The organism is Nitrospina gracilis 3/211 (genome assembly GCF_000341545.2).
GTDB classification, from domain to species: domain Bacteria; phylum Nitrospinota; class Nitrospinia; order Nitrospinales; family Nitrospinaceae; genus Nitrospina; species Nitrospina gracilis.
On the sequence record NZ_HG422173.1, the window covers coordinates 1,128,582 to 1,146,130 of the forward strand.

The 17,549-nt window shown below is 55.7% G+C and carries 15 protein-coding genes; 4 read left to right on the forward strand and 11 right to left on the reverse strand.

Translation table 11 applies throughout. From position 1 onward, the window contains the following. Both TX82_RS05420 and TX82_RS05425 read left to right on the forward strand, forming a co-directional pair. On the forward strand, positions 1-651 hold a 651-nt coding region (locus TX82_RS05420; RefSeq protein WP_144079223.1), incomplete at its 5' end, for a serine/threonine-protein kinase. Beyond that, entirely contained in the window at positions 633-1,592 is a 960-nt protein-coding gene (locus TX82_RS05425) for a tetratricopeptide repeat protein (protein WP_144079092.1), read from the forward strand. The genes TX82_RS05420 and TX82_RS05425, both read left to right, overlap by 19 nt. A gap of 108 nt (positions 1,593-1,700) precedes the next feature. Here TX82_RS05425 and TX82_RS05430 read toward each other — a convergent pair whose 3' ends face one another. The 4 genes from TX82_RS05430 to TX82_RS05445 all read right to left on the reverse strand — a co-directional run bounded on the left by TX82_RS05430 (position 1,701) and on the right by TX82_RS05445 (position 7,364). Continuing rightward, complete coding sequence (locus TX82_RS05430; RefSeq protein ID WP_005007849.1) at positions 1,701-2,195, reverse strand: FKBP-type peptidyl-prolyl cis-trans isomerase; 495 nt, start codon at positions 2,193-2,195, stop codon at positions 1,701-1,703. Positions 2,196-2,612: 417 nt separating this feature from the next. After that, positions 2,613-3,758, reverse strand: coding sequence for an osmoprotectant NAGGN system M42 family peptidase (locus tag TX82_RS05435; protein WP_005007851.1), 1,146 nt, complete (start codon positions 3,756-3,758; stop codon positions 2,613-2,615). 18 nt (positions 3,759-3,776) lie between these two features. Next, the gene (gene ngg, locus TX82_RS05440) at positions 3,777-5,546 is read right to left on the reverse strand and encodes an N-acetylglutaminylglutamine synthetase (protein ID WP_005007853.1); all 1,770 of its coding nucleotides are present in this window, start codon (positions 5,544-5,546) and stop codon (positions 3,777-3,779) included. Between the two features lie 45 nt (positions 5,547-5,591). Next, positions 5,592-7,364 (reverse strand): N-acetylglutaminylglutamine amidotransferase, encoded by a 1,773-nt coding sequence (locus tag TX82_RS05445; protein WP_005007854.1) that lies wholly within the window; start codon positions 7,362-7,364, stop codon positions 5,592-5,594. 299 nt (positions 7,365-7,663) lie between these two features. On the opposite strand from TX82_RS05445, the gene TX82_RS05450 reads away from it, so the two are divergent. Continuing rightward, positions 7,664-8,551 carry a LysR family transcriptional regulator gene (locus TX82_RS05450; protein ID WP_005007858.1) on the forward strand — a complete coding sequence of 296 codons (888 nt, stop codon included), beginning with the start codon at positions 7,664-7,666 and terminating at the stop codon, positions 8,549-8,551. Positions 8,552-8,846: 295 nt separating this feature from the next. After that, on the forward strand, positions 8,847-9,953 hold the full coding sequence (locus TX82_RS15080) for a c-type heme family protein (RefSeq protein WP_005007861.1): 1,107 nt from the start codon (positions 8,847-8,849) through the stop codon (positions 9,951-9,953). Between the two features lie 73 nt (positions 9,954-10,026). On the opposite strand, the gene TX82_RS15085 is transcribed toward TX82_RS15080, so the two are convergent. The 7 genes from TX82_RS15085 to TX82_RS05495 form a co-directional block, all read right to left on the reverse strand. Continuing rightward, complete coding sequence (locus TX82_RS15085; RefSeq protein WP_005007866.1) at positions 10,027-10,470, reverse strand: tetratricopeptide repeat protein; 444 nt, start codon at positions 10,468-10,470, stop codon at positions 10,027-10,029. A 391-nt stretch (positions 10,471-10,861) separates the two neighbouring features. Further along, positions 10,862-11,671: a gamma-glutamyl-gamma-aminobutyrate hydrolase family protein gene (locus TX82_RS05470; protein WP_005007868.1), complete on the reverse strand. Its 810-nt coding sequence runs from the start codon at positions 11,669-11,671 to the stop codon at positions 10,862-10,864. A 190-nt stretch (positions 11,672-11,861) separates the two neighbouring features. Further along, positions 11,862-12,674 carry a cobalamin-binding protein gene (locus TX82_RS05475; protein WP_005007870.1) on the reverse strand — a complete coding sequence of 271 codons (813 nt, stop codon included), beginning with the start codon at positions 12,672-12,674 and terminating at the stop codon, positions 11,862-11,864. Further along, positions 12,671-13,771: a nicotinate-nucleotide--dimethylbenzimidazole phosphoribosyltransferase gene (gene cobT / locus TX82_RS05480; protein WP_005007872.1), complete on the reverse strand. Its 1,101-nt coding sequence runs from the start codon at positions 13,769-13,771 to the stop codon at positions 12,671-12,673. Before cobT ends, TX82_RS05475 begins: the two co-directional genes overlap by 4 nt. Beyond that, positions 13,771-14,325 carry a cob(I)yrinic acid a,c-diamide adenosyltransferase gene (gene cobO, locus TX82_RS05485; RefSeq protein WP_005007874.1) on the reverse strand — a complete coding sequence of 185 codons (555 nt, stop codon included), beginning with the start codon at positions 14,323-14,325 and terminating at the stop codon, positions 13,771-13,773. Before cobO ends, cobT begins: the two co-directional genes overlap by 1 nt. After that, positions 14,322-15,731 carry a cobyrinic acid a,c-diamide synthase CobB gene (locus TX82_RS05490; RefSeq protein ID WP_005007876.1) on the reverse strand — a complete coding sequence of 470 codons (1,410 nt, stop codon included), beginning with the start codon at positions 15,729-15,731 and terminating at the stop codon, positions 14,322-14,324. The genes cobO and TX82_RS05490 overlap by 4 nt, the downstream gene beginning before the upstream one ends. 58 nt (positions 15,732-15,789) lie before the next feature. Continuing rightward, positions 15,790-17,541 carry a TonB-dependent receptor plug domain-containing protein gene (locus TX82_RS05495; protein WP_187291915.1) on the reverse strand — a complete coding sequence of 584 codons (1,752 nt, stop codon included), beginning with the start codon at positions 17,539-17,541 and terminating at the stop codon, positions 15,790-15,792. Positions 17,542-17,549: the final 8 nt, after the last annotated feature.

Consider the following 17,549-nt stretch of genomic DNA (forward strand, 5'->3'; position numbering starts at 1 on the left):
CCGGCGTGGGAGTGTGAGGTGTACAAGGTAAACGAAATCAGCACCGGCATCGAGCGCGCCGCAAAGCTGTTTTTCCCCCAACGCAACGTGCGCAACAAGGCGGCGCGGGTGTACGCGCGCAAATTGCACAAACTCCGCCGATGCTCCATCCTCATCCAGTACCACACCAAGGAGATCATCACCTACCGGCGCATTCCCGTCACCGCACTCATATCCGATTACGTCGAGGGTATCCTGCTCTCCGAGTTTTTGCAGAAGTTGCCCGGCAAGCGCCTGCCGCCGTACCAGGCGACCCACCTGCTGTACGCGCTGGCCAAGGGTATCGAGGAAATCCACCTGCTGAACGAGTACCACGGGGACCTTCACAGCGACAACATCATCGTCAATAAATTCGGTCTGAGCTTTGAAATCAAACTGCTCGATCTGTACAACTCCACCGATGCCAAGCTGGCCAACATGCGCGACGATATCTGCAGCCTGGTGCAGATTTACCACGAGTGCATGGGAGGCCGGAAGCATTACCGCAAATTGCCGCCAACGGTGAAGAAAATCTGTTGTGGTCTCAAGCGGTCCCTGATCATGAAAAAATTCCGCACGGTCTCCCAACTGCGGGAACACCTGGAACTGCTGGAATGGGAGTACGATTGGTGAGGTGGAGCGGATGGATGTGCCTCGGAGTGTATTTGGTGCTGGGCCTTTGGACGGAGCCCGCGCAGGCGCAGCGGCAGGAATTCGATCCGGATAAAGCACGGCAGGAATGTTCCAACGGGGTCACCATCTACTGCCTGGCCCTGGGCATGGAAGCGGAACGGGCGGGCGACCGCGACCTCGCCCTCGAGTATTACCGCATCGCCTGCACCAGCCACCCGACGCCCGGCCACCTGCGCGCCTGCACCCCTCTACTGCACCTGTCTCGCCAGATGGAGCGCTTGCAGGAGGAGGTGCGGCCCCTGGAGAAGCGCTGCCAGGACGGGAACAAGCAAACCTGTTTTTACCTCGGCAAGGAGTACCTCAAGATCGGGGAATTGAACCGGGGAAGCGACCTGCTTCTGCCCCTCTGCCGGGAAGGGTACCCCTCTCCCGATCCCAATGATTACGGCGCGTGTTACCATATGGCGCGCGGTTATGAGCGGTCCCAGCACTATGGCCGGGCGCAGGAGTTGTTCGAACTCGATTGCAATCGCAACCCGGGCAAGGCCCGTGCCAGTTGCGAGGCGCTTTTGCGCATGGTGTACGTTCGCAAGGAAAGTGAGAAGGTGGCCTGGAGCCAGGTGCAGGAGTTCCGGTGGCTGGAAATCGCGCTTGGAGTTCTCGCCGTGATGCCGCTGGTGGGCACGTGGTTGTGGTACCGTCAAAAACCGTGGGCCTGGCAGTGCCTGCGGGCGGGACCCGTTATCGCCGGAATCTGCCTGGTGTTGTGGGAACTGTCGCCGAAGGAAGGGGACCTGCCTCCTGCCGACCGCATCGTGGGCGTTCTATCGTTTCTCGCGGTGGTGGGGCTGGCGGCGATGGCGCACCAGAAACTGCAGGAGCATCAGGACATCTCCCCTCCCAATCCCCCGGAGCCGCCGACTCCCGATTCTAAGGTATGAAATTTTTTAACCCCCGGCTTTTTATTCCATTGGATGCGTTGATACAAAAAAGCCCGGCCTTCAAAAGGCCGGGCTTGTTGCGTTATCCGGTAATGCGAAAAAAGCAGGTTACTGGATGCTGACCAGCTTGATGTCGAAGATCAGGGTTTTCCCGGCCAACATGTGGTTTGCATCCAGTGTGGCCATTTCGCCCTGTATGTCCTTGACGGTCACGATGTTGCCTTGTCCGTCCATCAACTGGGAACCGGATTGCACCTGCGGCGGCAATTTGCTTTTCTCGATCTGGAACACCAGTTTGTCGTTATAGGGACCGTAGGCTTCGTCCGGCACCATTGTGACGGTTTTGGATTCGCCCACCTTCATGCCCATCACCGCCTTGTTCATTCCGGAAATGATCTGTTCGGTGCCGACGGTGAACTTCAGGGGGTCGCGGCCTTCCGATTTGTCAAACACCGTGTCGTCCTTCAGTTTTCCGGTGTAATGGATCTCGATCACGTCGCCTTCCTTTACGGTCCGATCTTCCGCCCACACCGGGGACGTCACCAGCAACACCGCAATGAGCGCGAGAAACCATACCGACCGGGTCATGCTTGCTTTTTTCATAAATCACCTGATTTTTAGAGTGAGGGTTGACAGACCGGGATGCCGCCATCCCAATCTGCGCCAAAGAAAGTGGAAGCCGCACGGTCCCCCGCCTTCTTGAAAAAACTATATCCATTCAACCAAAAGGGGAAACAAGGAAATGAAGGGGAGAGTCCGCCTTCAATACCGCCTGCGCGGTTTCCCAAAATGAGGTCGATTTAGGTGAATTTAGGGTAGGGTCGGTGCAGCGAAGGGTGGCTAAAGGGTTCGAGTTCCGGATACCCTACCGGGTGCTCCAATGAATCCAATCTTTTATGATTACTTTGACAGCAATGATATCCGATTTCAAGCGAATTTCAGGTGGTGAAAGGCTGTTTTATCTCACGTTAAACGTGATATCGATCGTTATTTCCAACATTTAGGCGCCCATGGCGGATCTCAGGTCTGTGGCGGATCCTCTATGTGTTTTTCCAGTTCCGGCTGGTGCGGGAAATCGGCGAGCGGCCCCAAAAGGTCACGGTCGCGGGTGAACGTCGGTGGACTCTGAATGTACATCGACAACAGGTCGGCCAGCGACATCAGGGATTGGATGTGCGTGCGTTCGTACCCGTGCGATGCATCCAGGCCGAAACAAAGAAGCGCGGTGCGGATGTCGTTTCCCGCTTCCATGGCGGCGGCCGCATCGCTCCGGTAATGGTTGAATACGTCACGCGCGTGCTCGATCTTGTATTTTTGACAGATTTCAATGACCTTTGAGGTCAGGTGGCGGTCGAAGGGGCCGCTGGAATCCTGCATGGATATGGTGACCCCGAATTCGCTGGTGTTCTGTCCCGGGGCCAGGGTACCGTTGTCCACGGAAACCAGCTCGGCCACGTCTCCATGAAGGACATGTGAGGCGCCGACGCCGACTTCTTCCGAGATGGTGAACAGCAGGTGGCAGTCAAGATCCAGGGGCACCTTGGCTTCCACAATGGCCTTGGCTGCGGTGAGAATGGCGGCGACCCCTGCCTTGTCGTCCAGGTGACGGGAAACAATGTAGCCGCTGTCGGTGAACTCGGGATCGGCATCGATGGCGATGAAATCGCCGACGTTGAACCCCGCTTCTTCAAGGTCCTTGCGGGAATTGCTTTCCATGTCCACCCGCACTTCCAGGTTGGACCACGCGGTGGGCTGGGTGTCGACCTCCTCGTTATAGGTGTGCCCCGAGGCCTTGAGCGGCAGGATCGTGCCGCGGCAGGAGCGGTCGTCATCCATGTACACCGTCACGCGCGCGCCTTCGGCGAAGCGCGGTGACCAGGTGCCGATGGGCACGACCTCCAGCCTTCCGTTTTCACGCAAATTTTTCACCATCGCACCCAATGTATCCAAGTGGGCGACAATGGCCCGGTCGGGGCTTTGAACCTTTCCGGACATGTTGGCGCGAATGGCGCCGCGGCGCGTCAGTTCGAAGGGAATGCCTAGTTTTTTAAGCTCGTGACACAAAACGTGCACGATCGTATCGGTCAGTCCGGTCGGGCTGGGAATTTCCAGCAGACGGAAGAGGATGCGCATCAGGTAACTTTGATCGAGATTGAGACGCTTCATATATTTAAATTCTTTCGGTCAGGATAAGGTTGTGTGGATGGCCGGCCCCTCGCCGTGCGTATCGATGCGGGTTTGGGGAAACAGGAGATCGATGAATTTCTCCGCCGTCGGTTGCGGTTCGTGATTGGCCAAACCGGGCCGTTCATTGGCTTCGATGATTTTGAACTGTTCGCCGTTCACCGTAGGCACCATGAAATCGAAACCGACCACGGGAATGTGAATTGCCTTGGCGGCCCGTATCGCGGCTTCCGCCAGCTTCGGATTCAGGTCCGTGGTGACGTCGAAGATGGTGCCGCCGGTGTGCAGGTTCGCGGTTTTGCGCACGGGGATCACCGTTCCGGATTCCGGTACGGAGTCGAAGGTGTATCCTGCGTCACGAATGCATTGTTCCGTTTCCGCATCGAGGGGAATCTTGGCCTCGCCGCCGGTTGCGGCGGCGCGTCTTCGACTTTGCTTTACGGTGAGCTGTTTTACCGTGGACCGTCCGTCGCCTATGATCTGTGCCGGGTGCCGCACCGCGGCGGCCACGACTTCAAAATTGATGACAATGATGCGCAGGTCGATGCCTTCCACGAACTCTTCCAGAAGAACGTGGTCGGAGACCCGCTGGGCTTTTTCAATGGCGGCCCTGAGCTCGGTGTCGTTTGCGGGTTTGATGGTGATGCCCGTGCCCTGCTCGCCGTCGGCGGGTTTCACTACGATGTCACCATATTTCTTTAAAAATTCGCGATTCTTTTTCGCGCTGCCTGCGGGCATTTGGTCGGGCGTGGGCAACCCCTGCCGTTTCAAAAAGCGGCGCGTCACCGCCTTGTCCGCGCACAGGCTCATGGCGATGGAGCTGGTCAACTCGCTCAAGGATTCACGGCAGATGATGGTGCGCCCGCCAAAGGTGAGAGAAAAGTAACCGGCCTTTTCGTCCATCACGTGCACGCCGATGCCCCGCCGCCGGGCCTCGTTGATGATGATGCGGGCGTAGGGATTGAGGTTGTTTTCCGGCAATGAGCCGATGAAAAGCTTTTCGTTGATCGGGTTTTTCTTTTTAATGAAAAACAGCCGTGCCACTTCGAAGCCCAGTTTTTCATACAGGGCCATGGCCTGTTCGTTGTCGTGGATCACAGAAAGGTCCATGTAGCTGCGGCCCTGTTGCTTGAAATATTCCGCCACGCTGCGCACCAGTGCTTCGCCGATGCCGGGATGTTCCGCATGCGGGTCCACGGCAAGCGACCACAGGCTGGAACCGTTGTCGGGGTCGCCGAACGCTTCTTTGTGGTCCACGCCCTGTACCATCGCCAGTATTTTTCCGGAACGGTTGTCCTCTACCACGCGAAAGATCAGGTGCGGTGAATCCTTGTGCTTCATGGTGAAGCTCACCGGAATTTGCACCATGTGATGGGCTTTGTAAATGCGGTTGGCTTCCTGGATATCGCGTCGGCTTTGAAGGGGCCGTACGGTGAAGCCGCGCGGGGAAAGGCCGCCCTCCTCGTACTTGTTCAGCCAGAGGCGAAGGGTGTGCGATGGATCGAGAAACAATTCCTGCGGTGCCAGTGACAACGCAACCTGGGGGTCGTGAATGTACAGGGCGATGTCGCGCTTGCCCTGGCGTTCCTGGCAGATGGTATGAACGAGTTCGTGGCTGTCCATAAAGGTGTTGGCGAAAACCAAACGCCCCCACCCGCAATCGAGCGCAACATTGCGCGAGGCTTCTGAATCCGAAACCTTCTTATGGACGTCCCGAAACTCGCTGATGGGTAAGAAACGCCGCGGAGATTTTTCCGAGGTTCTCATCATGGACGAATAAAACGTTCCTTATTTATTATAACGCACGTGCGTTACTCATTTCTGGTGAACCTGAAGCCACATCTCCAACAATGCCATCTGCCACAGTTTGGAGCCTTGCAGGGGGGTGATGTGAGCTTCCGGATTTTCGAACAGTTGGTCAAGATACGGTTTTTTGAACAGGGCGCGTTGCTGTGCCGCCGTTTGTGAAAACACTTCGCGAACAAAATCCAGGTACTCCCCCTGGATGTATTTGAGCGCCGGCACGGGAAAGTATCCCTTTGGCCGGTCGATGACTTTGTGCGGAAGGATGTCGCGTCCCACGTCTTTCAGGATGCCTTTTCCCCCATCCTTGATTTTCAATGCAGGTGGGATGCGTGCCGCCAGTTCCACCAGTTCGTGATCGAGGAACGGTACGCGGGCTTCCAGGCCCCACGCCATGGTCATGTTGTCCACACGCTTGACCGGATCGTCGACGAGCATGACGGTAGTGTCCATCCAGAGCGCCTTGTCGGTGCCGCACACCGCGTCGGTTTCGCCGAATCGTTTTTGCAAAAAGGCGAGACTGTGGTCTTCCGTTACGTACTTGTGATGAACGGCGGTGCCGTATTCTTCATGCGTCCGGTCGAAGAACAGTTTCGAATAATCGGCAACAGGGTCCTCCGTGTCGAGAAGCGGTGGATACCAGAAATAACCGCCAAACACCTCGTCCGCTCCCTGGCCGCTCTGCACCACCTTCAAACTCTTGGCCACCTCGCGTGACAGAAGAAAAAAACCGATGTTGTCATGACTGACCATGGGTTCGGACATCGCCTCGACGCAACGCATGAGATTGGGGAGAACCTCTTCCGTCTGAACGAAAATCTTGTGGTGATCGGTGGAGAAGGTTTTGGCGATCAGGTCGGAGTATTCGAACTCGTCGCCCAGTTCTCCTCCCGCGGCTTCGAACCCGACGGAGAATGTGTTGAGCCCGCTTTGCCCCAGTTCACTCAGCAGGGAAACGATGAGGCTGGAGTCGAGACCGCCCGACAAGAGCACCCCGACTGGAACATCCGCCACCAGGCGGCGGCGTACCGCGGTCTTGAGCGCCTCCATCACGCGTTCCTTCCATTCGACCTCGTCGCAGACTTCGTCTTCTTTGGTGCGTGCGTAGGACAGCGACCAGTACGGTTCCATTTTTTGGGAGCCGTCGGGATAGATTTCCATCAGGTGACCGGGAGGCAGTTTGCGGACTCCCTGGAAGATGGTGTGAGGCGGCGGTACCACGGCGTGAAAGGTCATGTAGTGATGCAAGGCGACGGGATCGATGGAGGTGTCTACCTGCCCTCCGGCGACCAAAGCCGGAAGGCTGGATGCGAAACGGAATCGGCCGCCGGAACTGGAAAAGTAAAGCGGCTTGATGCCCAGGCGGTCGCGACCGAGAATCATTCTGCCGCTGTCGCGTTCCCAGAGGGCGAACGCAAACATACCGTGGAACCGCTTGACGCAATCCTTGCCCCACGCGTGGTACGCTTTCAACAGCACTTCGGTGTCGCCGTGCGAGAAAAAGGAATACCCCTTGTCCTGCAGTTCTTTCCTCAGTTCCTTGTAGTTGTACAAAATTCCGTTGTACACGACCACGAGACCAAGGGCGGAGTCGATCATGGGCTGGTGCGAGGCTTCGGACAGGTCGATGATTTTGAGACGCCGGTGGGCGAACGCAACATTCCTCTGTGAAAAATTTCCATTACCATCAGGCCCCCGCGGCGCCAAAGCTTCTGCCATGGCCCCAACCGCACGCGTGTCGGGAAGGGTCCCGTCCGTCCGGTACTCACCACAAATGCCGCACATGCATGACTCCCGTATTGAAAAGAAATGAAACGAAACCCTGGATGGCTGAAACGAAATAAAACTCCCTGGAGGAGCCGCCCGACATGCGGAGGGGACCGATGGGTTCGGCCCGATCCACGGCGATTTCACGGGTAAAACAGCCGGTTTCGTTGAGATTTAAGTCAAATGAACTGGTTGTTCGTTAATTTTGGCTTTTATTATGCATCATCATATGGATAATAAAAACTGAATAAACTGGAAGGTATACATCATAATTTTCTGATGTATTGAAAAGAGCTTTAAAATAGGGAGTTTCGAGTATGCGGGAGCTGCCCAATTTCCGGCACTTGTACCATTTCTGGACGATCGCCCAGGAGGGATCGATCAAGAAGGCGAGTGAGAAGCTGAATGTCAGCCCCTCCGGGATGAGTACCCAATTGAAGGAGGTTGAAGAATTTTTCGGTAAAAAGCTGTTTGAGCGCAGAGTGCGCCGGTTGGAATTAAACGAGGCTGGAAAGATGGTGGCTGATTACTGCACGACGATCTTCCGCCAGTGCGATGAAATGATCGAGTCTGTCCGCCAGGCCCGCCCGCGAAAACGCCAGCACATCCGGGTCGGGGCGCTGCCTTCGTTGTCATCAATGAACGTGCACGAATTCACGCTTCCTTTATGGAAAGAACGCGACATATCGCTGAGTGTGATCGAAGGATTTCTGGATGAGTTGATGTACCAGCTGAACAACGGCGGTTTGGAGATCGTGCTGAGCGACCGGAATGTCGAACGGCGTGAAAAAAACGTGGTCAGTTACCGTTTGAAGCCGCAAAAGATCATTGCCGTGGGTGCCGAAAAGTACGGCTGGGCAAAAAAAGGATTTCCTTTTTCTCTGAGTGCTGTACCCCTGATGCACCTGACCGGAAAGAGCCAGTTGCGGATGGAAGTGGACCGGTACCTGGCGCGGCACGAAATCCGCCCGCATACCGTCGGCGAGGCGGACGACATCACCTTTCTGCGCCTCGGCGCGGAACGCGGTTTGTGCGTGGTCATCCTGCCACAGAACAGTGTGCAGGATTCCATACAGAAAAAGCGCCTTCTCAAGCTGGGGGAACTGAAAAATGTAACCTCTGAAATGTGGGCCCTGGTGAGGCGCGACACCAGCCGCCTTCCTGTCATCAAAAACACAATCTACCGTTTTCAGAATCGCAGTTGACCGCAACCCTGCCAAACGTCCCCGGAAGGCCGGCCGAACGAGGCCGCCCACCCCCACATTCCACATCCATCAAACCTGCCTGGCAAAAGAGGTGCTCGGCACGCGTCCTTTTTCCCGGATTCCGTTGCGGTTCCGTCCTGGAGCCCCCATATTGAAGGCATATGGGTGGAGATAACGTTTTTGCACGGAACCGTTGAAGCTCTTTCTCTTTTGAAATTATTCCTATCCAACCTGCGCGCTCTACGGAATTGCCTCCCCCGATACTTTCCAATCAAACGCTAAGGGAGGTATTCCCATGAGATCGATATTACTGGCAGGAATTGCGGGTCTGGTTTTTCTGATGAGTGTCGGACTGGAAACCGGACCGGCGGCGGAATCGGAGTCAGTGAAGAACAACGAAGGGGTGCGTGCTCGAATAGCGGCGGATTATATTTATGCGGTCATCGAAGCAGGCAGAATGGCGTATTCCCGCTACATTGTGGATCGTTTCAACCAGGACGGCACCTTCAAAGTGACGGAAAACTGGAAGGCTGAAAAAGGACTGTTACTGCCGGCGCAGTTTTTAAAGCTTTCCTCCAGCGAAACCAATTCAAAAGGCATTGGGATGCGCTACCGGTTGAGTAGCGTGTGGCCGTTGAATACCGACAACCTGCCCAGATCGGAAACCGAAAAGTCCGGTTTGCTGGAGGTTCTCCGTAACCCCGATGAACCCTTTACCTGGATCGTGCAGAAAAACGGATTGTGGTATTACCAGGCGATTTATCCGGATAAAGCGGTTTCGCAGACCTGCGTGGAATGCCATAACCAGCATCCGGCAAGCCCCAAGCGTGATTTTAAAATAGGGGATGTGATGGGCGGCATTGTGATCGATTTGCCTCTGGGAAGCCGGTTCCGGAAAAAACCGGATGAAAGCATTGCCCTCCCTCCGGAAGTGGTGGCCGACTACGTGCATGCGGTGCTGGAGTCGGACCGGACGGTTTACGCCAATCATGTTGTCCAGCATCTGGAAAATGGAGAACTTTTGAAAACCAGCGGCCCGGTTAAAACGGGCCCCCAACTGATGTTACCCGCCCAATTTCTTAAAAAGGTTTCCCAGATTGCGGCCCGGAAAAGCATCGGTCTGGAAATGAATTTATTGAGCTTGTGGCCGATCAATCCGCAGAATGCCCCGAGCAATGAATTCGAGCGCGATGCCCTGGAGTGGGTATCGATTCATCCCGTCCGTCCCTTTGTCCGCTGGACCCGGGCGGGGAATGTACGTTACTTCAATGCGGTGTATCCGGATTATGCGATTTCCACGGCTTGCGTCGAGTGCCACAATCAGCACCCCACCAGCCCCCGCAATGATTTCAAACTGAATGATGTGATGGGAGGATTGCGGGTGAGTTTTCCGGTAAAGTGAAGCGGGATTCAAAATAAAACCCACCGGGAAAACCCGGTGGGTTTTTTTGCAGAAACCGAATCCGGTCTTTGCATTACTGCGGTGTGGTCAAATGGGTCTGCAGGACAGGGGAGTTGAGGATCAACTGGTTGCCCCTGGCGTGTTCCTTCGCCTGCTCGAACCTCAAGGTGGCCTCACGGTGCCGGTCCAGTTTAACCAGCGTAATGGCTTCGTTGTAAAGCAGGATCCCGTTATCCGGATCCAACTGGGCGGCCATCTCGAAATGGTCCAAGGCATCGCGGAACTTGCGCGTCAGAAAGGTATCGATTCCCTTCTCGTTGTGCAGACGAACGTCTTCAGGAATCTTGCCGAAGTTGTTTGACGGAAGCGGCAAAGGACCTTCACCCGGTTTGAACCAATAGGGCGAGCTTTCCTTGCTGACCTTATGCGGGTCCTCCCCCGCATTGGCCATCATGGGCACTCCCAGAGTCATAAGGGATATCAAAAAAAATCCGAGGATCTTCGAAAGCTGTCTCATAAAAAAACCTCCTTTTTTGTGAGCGCCCCGTATTTCCCAACGGGGCACTCAACAGTATGGAAGCACATGAATGAAATCCATATGCCATCCAAAGATGCCTGCAAGTTTTGGCCTCTTTAGTATTTGAGATGCGGCGACCCCTGCCCGGGTTTTAAAAAACGTTTTATAAAAAAACTCACAACAGCCAAAATGTGCTTAAAAACTTTAAGGCCCTAATGGGCATTATTATAAATATGAGGTATTTGGGAATTTAGGAGGTGGCGGAAAATCGCCGGTCAAATGGGAAAACCTGGAAAAAATGGTTAGAGAACCCAAACCCTGCAAGTTGATTTAATTTTCATTTTCAACCAGGCGGGGTCCCCGGCAGTGTTGGTCAGGATATGCGTGGATCTTAAGCTTTGGAAACGGTGTGCGCCCGTTCCTGGATTCTGGAGGCTTCCTTCACCAATGCGGAAAATAGTTTCTGCTGGCGGTGCAGTTGTGGCAAATATTCCGGGTGCCACTGCACGCCGATGCAGAACGGCTGGTCGGACACCTCGATGGCCTGCACGATTTGATTATGGTCTTCCCGGGCAACGATTCTGATTCCTCGGCCAAGACGATCGATGGCCTGGTGGTGAAGGGAGTTTACTTTTGCCGTGGTGGTGTTCAGCACCACGCCGAGATGGCTGTCCGGCTCGATCTTGATTTCCTTTTTGGGAAGCAGGGTCCACACGTGTGGTTTGTCCACGTAAAAGTTGCGTATGTCCCGGTGCAGGGTACCGCCGAGCGTGGTATTGAGGATTTGGGCCCCTCGGCAGATACCGAGGAGGGGCAGGTTGCGATCCAGTGCGGCGCGAATGAGGTCACGTTCCATCTGGTCCCGGTCGGAATCGGAGCTGACGGTGGATGCGGCGGTGAACCAGCGGAACAGGAAGATGAGCGGCGCCAACAGAAAGTCCCGCCACCGGAGACCGCGTTCTTTTTTCAACTCGCCCGGTTGCGGCATGTCTTCGATGGGCAGGGGATCGGTCTTGTCCGGAGCGACGTCCGCACCGCCACCAATGATCAATCCATCCAGCCGTTCGATCGAAACGGGTTGCCGCGTGTGAATGCGCCGGGCCCTGGCGCCGGCCCTCCATAAAGCGAGCCGGGTGAACACCCACGCTGCCGTGCCACCCTGCGTTGGGCCCGTCACTCCAATCACGGGTTTGCGTTGCATGAAACCCACCTCCTCAGGAAATGGTTCGTAAAGGCAACACTCGAATGCCGCGATATGGTCATGAACACTTATTCTATTTCAGAACAATGAATGAAGGCAACCGAACTCCGTGGGGTCAGATTTTATCTATTCCTTATATATAGGGAAAAAGGATGCCGTCGTGACAAATGAAAACAGCGAACAGAAAAAATCATGCGGAATCTTGGGACCATTTTTGAATCAGTTGATGAATTTGGGTGACGCCGTCCGTCAGCGCCGCGGGGCCGGGTTGGAGGATATTGGCGGACTTGATTTCGTAAACATGCGATTGTTGCACGGCGGGGATGGCGTCCCATCCCGGACGCTCTTCCAACTTTTCCGGGCGGAACCGCTTGCCGCACCAGGAACCGATGATGATATCCGGTGCGCGGCGAACGACCTCTTCGGGGTCGTGAATGGTGCGTTCCGCCGCGAAGGAACAGGATGCAAGCTCCGGAAAACAGTCGTCGCCTCCTGCGATGTGAATCAGTTCCGACACCCACCCAATGCCCGAAATCAACGGATCGTTCCATTCCTCGAAATAAACGCGCGGACGGCGTGGGAGTTGCGCGGCGGAGTGTTTGATGCGGTCCAACCCTTCTTTCAACTCCACCATCAACGAATCGGTTTTGGCCGATTCACCGATCATCGCGCCCAGCATGCGGATCATGTCAAAAATCCCGGCAACAGTGCGCTGGTTGAACACGTGCACTGGAATGCCTGCCCGTACCAGTTGCGTCATGATGTCCGCCTGCAAGTTGGAAAAACCAAGGACCAAGTCAGGTTTAAGGTCGAGGATCTTGTCGATTTTGGCGTTGAGGAAGGCCGACACCTTGGGTTTTTCTTTTCGTGCCTGCGGCGGGCGCACGGTATAGCCGGAGATGCCGACGATGCGGTCCTGCTCCCCGATGCAGTAGAGGGTTTCGGTGGTTTCCTCCGTCAGGCAAACGATGCGTTGCGGGGTTTTTCCCAAGTCAATATTCATGGTTCGGCCTTTATGGTTTTATTGAATGAATCGGATTTGGAAGCAACGCCCGCCTGTTCGACCGTGGTCATCTCGTTATAAATTTTAACGGCCGCTTCGATGGCGTGCATTGCGAGCACCGAACCCGTGCCTTCTCCCAGACGCATTTTGAAATCGAGCAAAGGGTCGAGAGAAAGAAGATCAAACCCGACCCGGCATCCGGGCTCAATGGAGTTGTGCGATGCAAACAGGTAGTCGCCAATGTTTGGGTTCATACGATGGGCAATCGCCGCGCCCGCTATGGAAATCACTCCATCCAGAACCACCGGCAGATTCTGCGAGGCGGCGCCAATACAGAGCCCGGCGATGCCTGCAATCTCGAATCCACCCACCTTGGCCAGCACGTCCACGGGGTCCGCGGGGTCGGGTTGGTTGATGCGAAGAGCGTCTTCGATGACAGCGATTTTATGTTGAAGAACAGCGTTGTCGATGCCGGTGCCGTGCCCCGTGGTCTGGGCCGGTGGCCGTCCGCTTAATACGGACAGGATTGCGGCGCTGGGGGTGGTGTTGCCGATGCCCATGTCGCCGGTGCCGAGTAGGTCGAATCCATCTTTCTTCGCTTGCGCCGCCAATTCGACGCCTGCCATCAAAGCGCGTTCGGCCTGGTCGCACGTCATGGCAGGACCGCACCGTATGTTACCGGTGCCATTGGCGATCTTTTTAGCCACCAATGCGAGGTCGGAGGCGAAGTCGTGGTTCACTCCCATGTCGATCACGGTCACCCCCGCACCGCCATGCCGCGACAGCACATTGATGGCCGCTCCCCCATTCAGGAAATTGCAAACCATCTGCGCTGTGACTGCCTGCGGATAAGCGCTGATGCCTTCCGCCACCACGCCGTGGTCGGCGGCAAACAAAAACACTCCGCGTTTATGAATGCGGGGTTTGCCCGCTGGATGCATCGCCGCTAGGCGGGCGGCGATTTCTTCCAGCCTGCCCAGACTGCCTTGCGGTTTGGTCAACGAATCCAGGTGGGCCTGCGCCTTTTGAATGCGTTCGTTGGGTACCGGCGTGACTGCGCTCAGTGTTTCGGTCAAAATATTTGCGGGTTGCGTCATTAAAACTCGATGCCTTTCTGCGCCGGAATCTTTTGCTCTTTGAACGGATGTTTCACACATTTCATCTCCGTTACCAGGTCCGCCAACTCGATCAGCGCCGGCGGCGCGTTGCGTCCGGTGCATATGACGTGGACCGATTCCGGCTTGTTACGGAGTGTGTCCAGCACTTCGTCTTCATCCAGGAATCGGTAGTTCAACACGTAATTGATTTCATCGAGGATGACGACCGGATAATCGCCGCTCAGGATTTTGGGCTTCACGATCTCCCACGCTTTGCTGGCGGTTTGCCGGTCCTGCTCCGGATTGTTGGTGTCCCAGGTGAACCCGTCCCCCATTGCCTCGAATTCGACCATGGGTTCCATTTGGCTGAACATCTTCCGCTCGCCGGCCTTCCACTGTCCTTTCATGAACTGAAGGATGAACACTTTCATTTTATTTCCGGCGGCGCGCAGGGCCAGTCCAAAGGCCGCAGTGGATTTGCCTTTTCCGTCCCCGGTGTGGACGATGGTCAATCCCTTGCGTTTACGCGGATCGGAGGCGGCCCGTTTTTTCATGAGACGGGTCTCCTGCTGTTTTTGAAAGGAAGAATGCAATGATGCAACAGGTAATCCCACCAGCGGAGGGAACTGCGCCAGTGAATATGGGAATACAGGGCAAATGCGTTTTTCTTACGATACCCATCGTGGATTTCCTGTCCGGTCTCCGGGTGACGATGGATCATTAAAGCCTTTTCATTGTTATCCTCGAATAAGGAAAAATGAAATTCATGGCCTCTCAATTCAATGACAGATTCCGGAGTTTCCTCAGGGGAATACTCCAGATTGCGATACCCGATGATCCGTTTGTTTCCTTGGAAGGAAGTGGTGAAATCGAAAACCCCCGTCATGGTGTGGGATGTTTTATTAACATCCACGATGACTTTGCCCAGCAGCATCAGTCCACCGCACTCCCCCACAACGGGGCCTCCCCCATTAACAAACTCGCGGAGGGAACTCAAAAACCCGGTATTGGCGCTCAACCGTTCCGCGTGAAGCTCGGGGTAGCCGCCGGGAAGATAAACCCAGTCCACGCCGGATGGGAGGGCCGGACTATCCAGCGGTGAAAAATAATGAATGGTGCCGCCGTAGTGCCCGATCAGATCCAGCGTATCCTGGTAAATAAAGTGAAGGGCGGCGTCTTTGGCGATGGCAACCGAGAAGGGCTTGGTGGAGGAGACTTGGGGAAAACGCCGGGCCTTTGCTCTGGAAGCGTGGACGCAGTTTCGATCTGGAAGCGCATCCATAAATGCGGCAATGTCCAGATGCTCCTCCAAATGCGTCGCCCATTGCTCATAAATGTCGCTGTCCTGTTCCTGCGCCAGATGGAGACCCAAATGGCGGCTCGGCATTTTCAATTCCTCCTTTGTTGGGAGGGTACCTAAAAACCGCGCCGGGGTGGCGTGCTCGATGGCGTCTTTCAAAATCTTGGCGTGACCGGGCGAGTTCACCCGGTTGGCGATCATACCAAAGACGTTCACCCGTTCGTCGAATTCCATGTAGCCCTTCACCAGTGCGGCGGCGGAACGGGCCAGCATGGAGCCGTCGATGACCAGCACGACAGGCACATCCAGCAAGTGCGCCACTTCCGCCGTCGATCCGGCCGCTTTCGTGGCGTGCGCGCCGTCGTGCAGACCCATCACCCCCTCGACCACGAAGCGGTCGCCGGGTTCCACAATGTCCTCAAACAGGTTTCGGACGTACTCGGCCCCGCCCATCCAGGAGTCAAGATTGTAGCTGGGATTCCCGGAAGCGAGGGCGTGGTGGCCGGGATCGATGTAATCCGGTCCCACCTTGAAGGGTTTCACGTTGAATCCCCGGTTGCGGAAACAACGCATGAGCCCTATTGCGATGGATGATTTCCCCACCGATGTGTGCGTGCCCGCTATGAGAAGACCGCGGGCGTTATGATTTTGGATTGACATAAATTCTTCTTTCCTGGTTTTGATCTTTGTCTGACACGATGCCCCCTTTCCAGACAATTTAAAAGTTATAAACCAATCCCGCGTAACCGGAAATTCCGGCCGTGCCGAATCCGGGAATTTCTTCATAATCTTCATCGAACAGGTTCTCAGCGCGTGCGGTCAGCTTCCATTGATCGTTGACGGTGTAATCCATCGCCGCGCGCACGACGATGTAAGGATCGGTTCCCGTTGCGCCGTCCAGGGTTTTGCTTTTGTGCGTGACGCCAATGAGCGAGTGCAGGCGGCTCCGCCACCAGTGATGGATGTTGGCGTGAAACTTGTGCTCCGCCCGGCGGCGCAGTTGTGTGCGCGTTGAGGCATCGAACGCCTGGTTCCATGTGTAATTGGCCGATAATTCCAAATCCCAGGGCAGACGAACGGCCAGCGTGTTTTCCAAGCCGCGTGAAGTGGCGCGGGCCACGTTCTCCGGCCGGAAGGTGGCCAGATTGAACTGAATCAGGTTTTCAAAACGGGCGTCAAAGTACACGGAGGTGAAGGTGATGTCGCCGTTGAGGAAGGACTGGTCGAAACCAACCTCCCAGCTGGTATTTTCTTCCGGTTGCAGGTTGGGATTGGAAAAGCCAGGGAAGAACAGATCGTTTATGGTTGGGGCACGAAAACCCGTGCCATACGCGCCGCGCAAGCGGGTGCCGGTTTGTTTGAAACGGTAGGCGGCTTCAAATTTGTACGTGGTGACGTCGTCGAAGGAGTCGTTGACATCGTGACGGAACCCGGCGGTGATAACAATGGTGTCCTCGTAATCGAAGATGCCCTGCAGGTAGGCGCTCTTGTTGTCCAGCCTGCGGTCCATGCCGTTGGATATGTTTTCTCCCGCGCGCACCTGGTATTCGCCGCCGACCAGCACATTGTAATAATCGCCTGCCGTGAAATTGTTTTGCAGATCCAGCGTGCTCGTGCGGCTGATGATGGTGGAATCGCCCGAAGGCTGGTTGCGGGACTTCACCTGATCGAATGCGAAATTGGGATTGAGGCGGACTTCCCAGAATGGCAGGATCTTGTAGGATACGGGAGCGGTCAGGTAGTACAAATCCTGCGAAGTGTGCGGCGGACCGTCCACTTGACCGACGCCAAATACAAAACTGTCGAAATCGATGCGCGCGTCGATGTACTGGCCGATGAAATCGGCGCGGCCGCGTTTTTCGGCGAAGTCGAGTCCGGTCCGCAGGGAAAACGAATTGTTGTTGTAACCGTCGTTTTCCGTGTTGCCGTTTCTCTCGTTGGCGGAGGAAAACCCTTCGACGTCGGTGCGTGAAGCGCTGAAGGCGTAGTCGAACTGATCGAACGCGCCCTGGGTGCTGAATGTTTCCTTGAACGTGGCGAAGCTCCCGCCTTCGAACGAGAAACGGTGTGAAGGAGTTCCCTTCCCCTTGCGGGTGACGATGTTGATGACACCGCCCACCGCATCGCCGCCCCACAGGGTGCTTTGCGGCCCGCGCAGGATCTCGATGCGCTCCACGTTGTCCGGCTGGATGTGGGCGAAGTTGTAACTGCCGAGCGTATTGGAGTTCACCTGGACGCCGTCAATCAAAACCAGGGTGGAAGAAGATCCCCCGCCACGCATGAAGACGGTGGTACTGGATCCCAGCGTGCCGTTTTGAAGAACGTCGAGTCCCAGTTCTTCTCTCAGCATGTCTTCGACATTGATGTACTTTTTTTCTTCGATGTCCTGACGCGTGATCACCGTGGCGGAGGTCGGGAGTTTCTCCAGTTCCAAAATGTCGCGCGCCGCATTGACCGAGATGGGTTCCATGACTTCCG

Coding starts and splice junctions, on each gene's coding strand:
- TX82_RS15085 (WP_005007866.1), bottom strand. CDS start 10,470: ATGAGACAGCTTTCGAAGATCCTCGGATTTTTTTTGATATCCCTTATG.
- cobT (WP_005007872.1), bottom strand. CDS start 13,771: ATGACGCAACCCGCAAATATTTTGACCGAAACACTGAGCGCAGTCACG.
- TX82_RS05435 (WP_005007851.1), bottom strand. CDS start 3,758: ATGAAGCGTCTCAATCTCGATCAAAGTTACCTGATGCGCATCCTCTTC.
- cobO (WP_005007874.1), bottom strand. CDS start 14,325: ATGAAAAAACGGGCCGCCTCCGATCCGCGTAAACGCAAGGGATTGACC.
- TX82_RS05495 (WP_187291915.1), bottom strand. CDS start 17,541: ATGGAACCCATCTCGGTCAATGCGGCGCGCGACATTTTGGAACTGGAG.
- TX82_RS05425 (WP_144079092.1), top strand. CDS start 633: ATGGGAGTACGATTGGTGAGGTGGAGCGGATGGATGTGCCTCGGAGTG.
- ngg (WP_005007853.1), bottom strand. CDS start 5,546: ATGATGAGAACCTCGGAAAAATCTCCGCGGCGTTTCTTACCCATCAGC.
- TX82_RS05490 (WP_005007876.1), bottom strand. CDS start 15,731: ATGTCAATCCAAAATCATAACGCCCGCGGTCTTCTCATAGCGGGCACG.
- TX82_RS15080 (WP_005007861.1), top strand. CDS start 8,847: ATGAGATCGATATTACTGGCAGGAATTGCGGGTCTGGTTTTTCTGATG.
- TX82_RS05445 (WP_005007854.1), bottom strand. CDS start 7,364: ATGTGCGGCATTTGTGGTGAGTACCGGACGGACGGGACCCTTCCCGAC.
- TX82_RS05475 (WP_005007870.1), bottom strand. CDS start 12,674: ATGAATATTGACTTGGGAAAAACCCCGCAACGCATCGTTTGCCTGACG.
- TX82_RS05450 (WP_005007858.1), top strand. CDS start 7,664: ATGCGGGAGCTGCCCAATTTCCGGCACTTGTACCATTTCTGGACGATC.
- TX82_RS05470 (WP_005007868.1), bottom strand. CDS start 11,671: ATGCAACGCAAACCCGTGATTGGAGTGACGGGCCCAACGCAGGGTGGC.
- TX82_RS05430 (WP_005007849.1), bottom strand. CDS start 2,195: ATGAAAAAAGCAAGCATGACCCGGTCGGTATGGTTTCTCGCGCTCATT.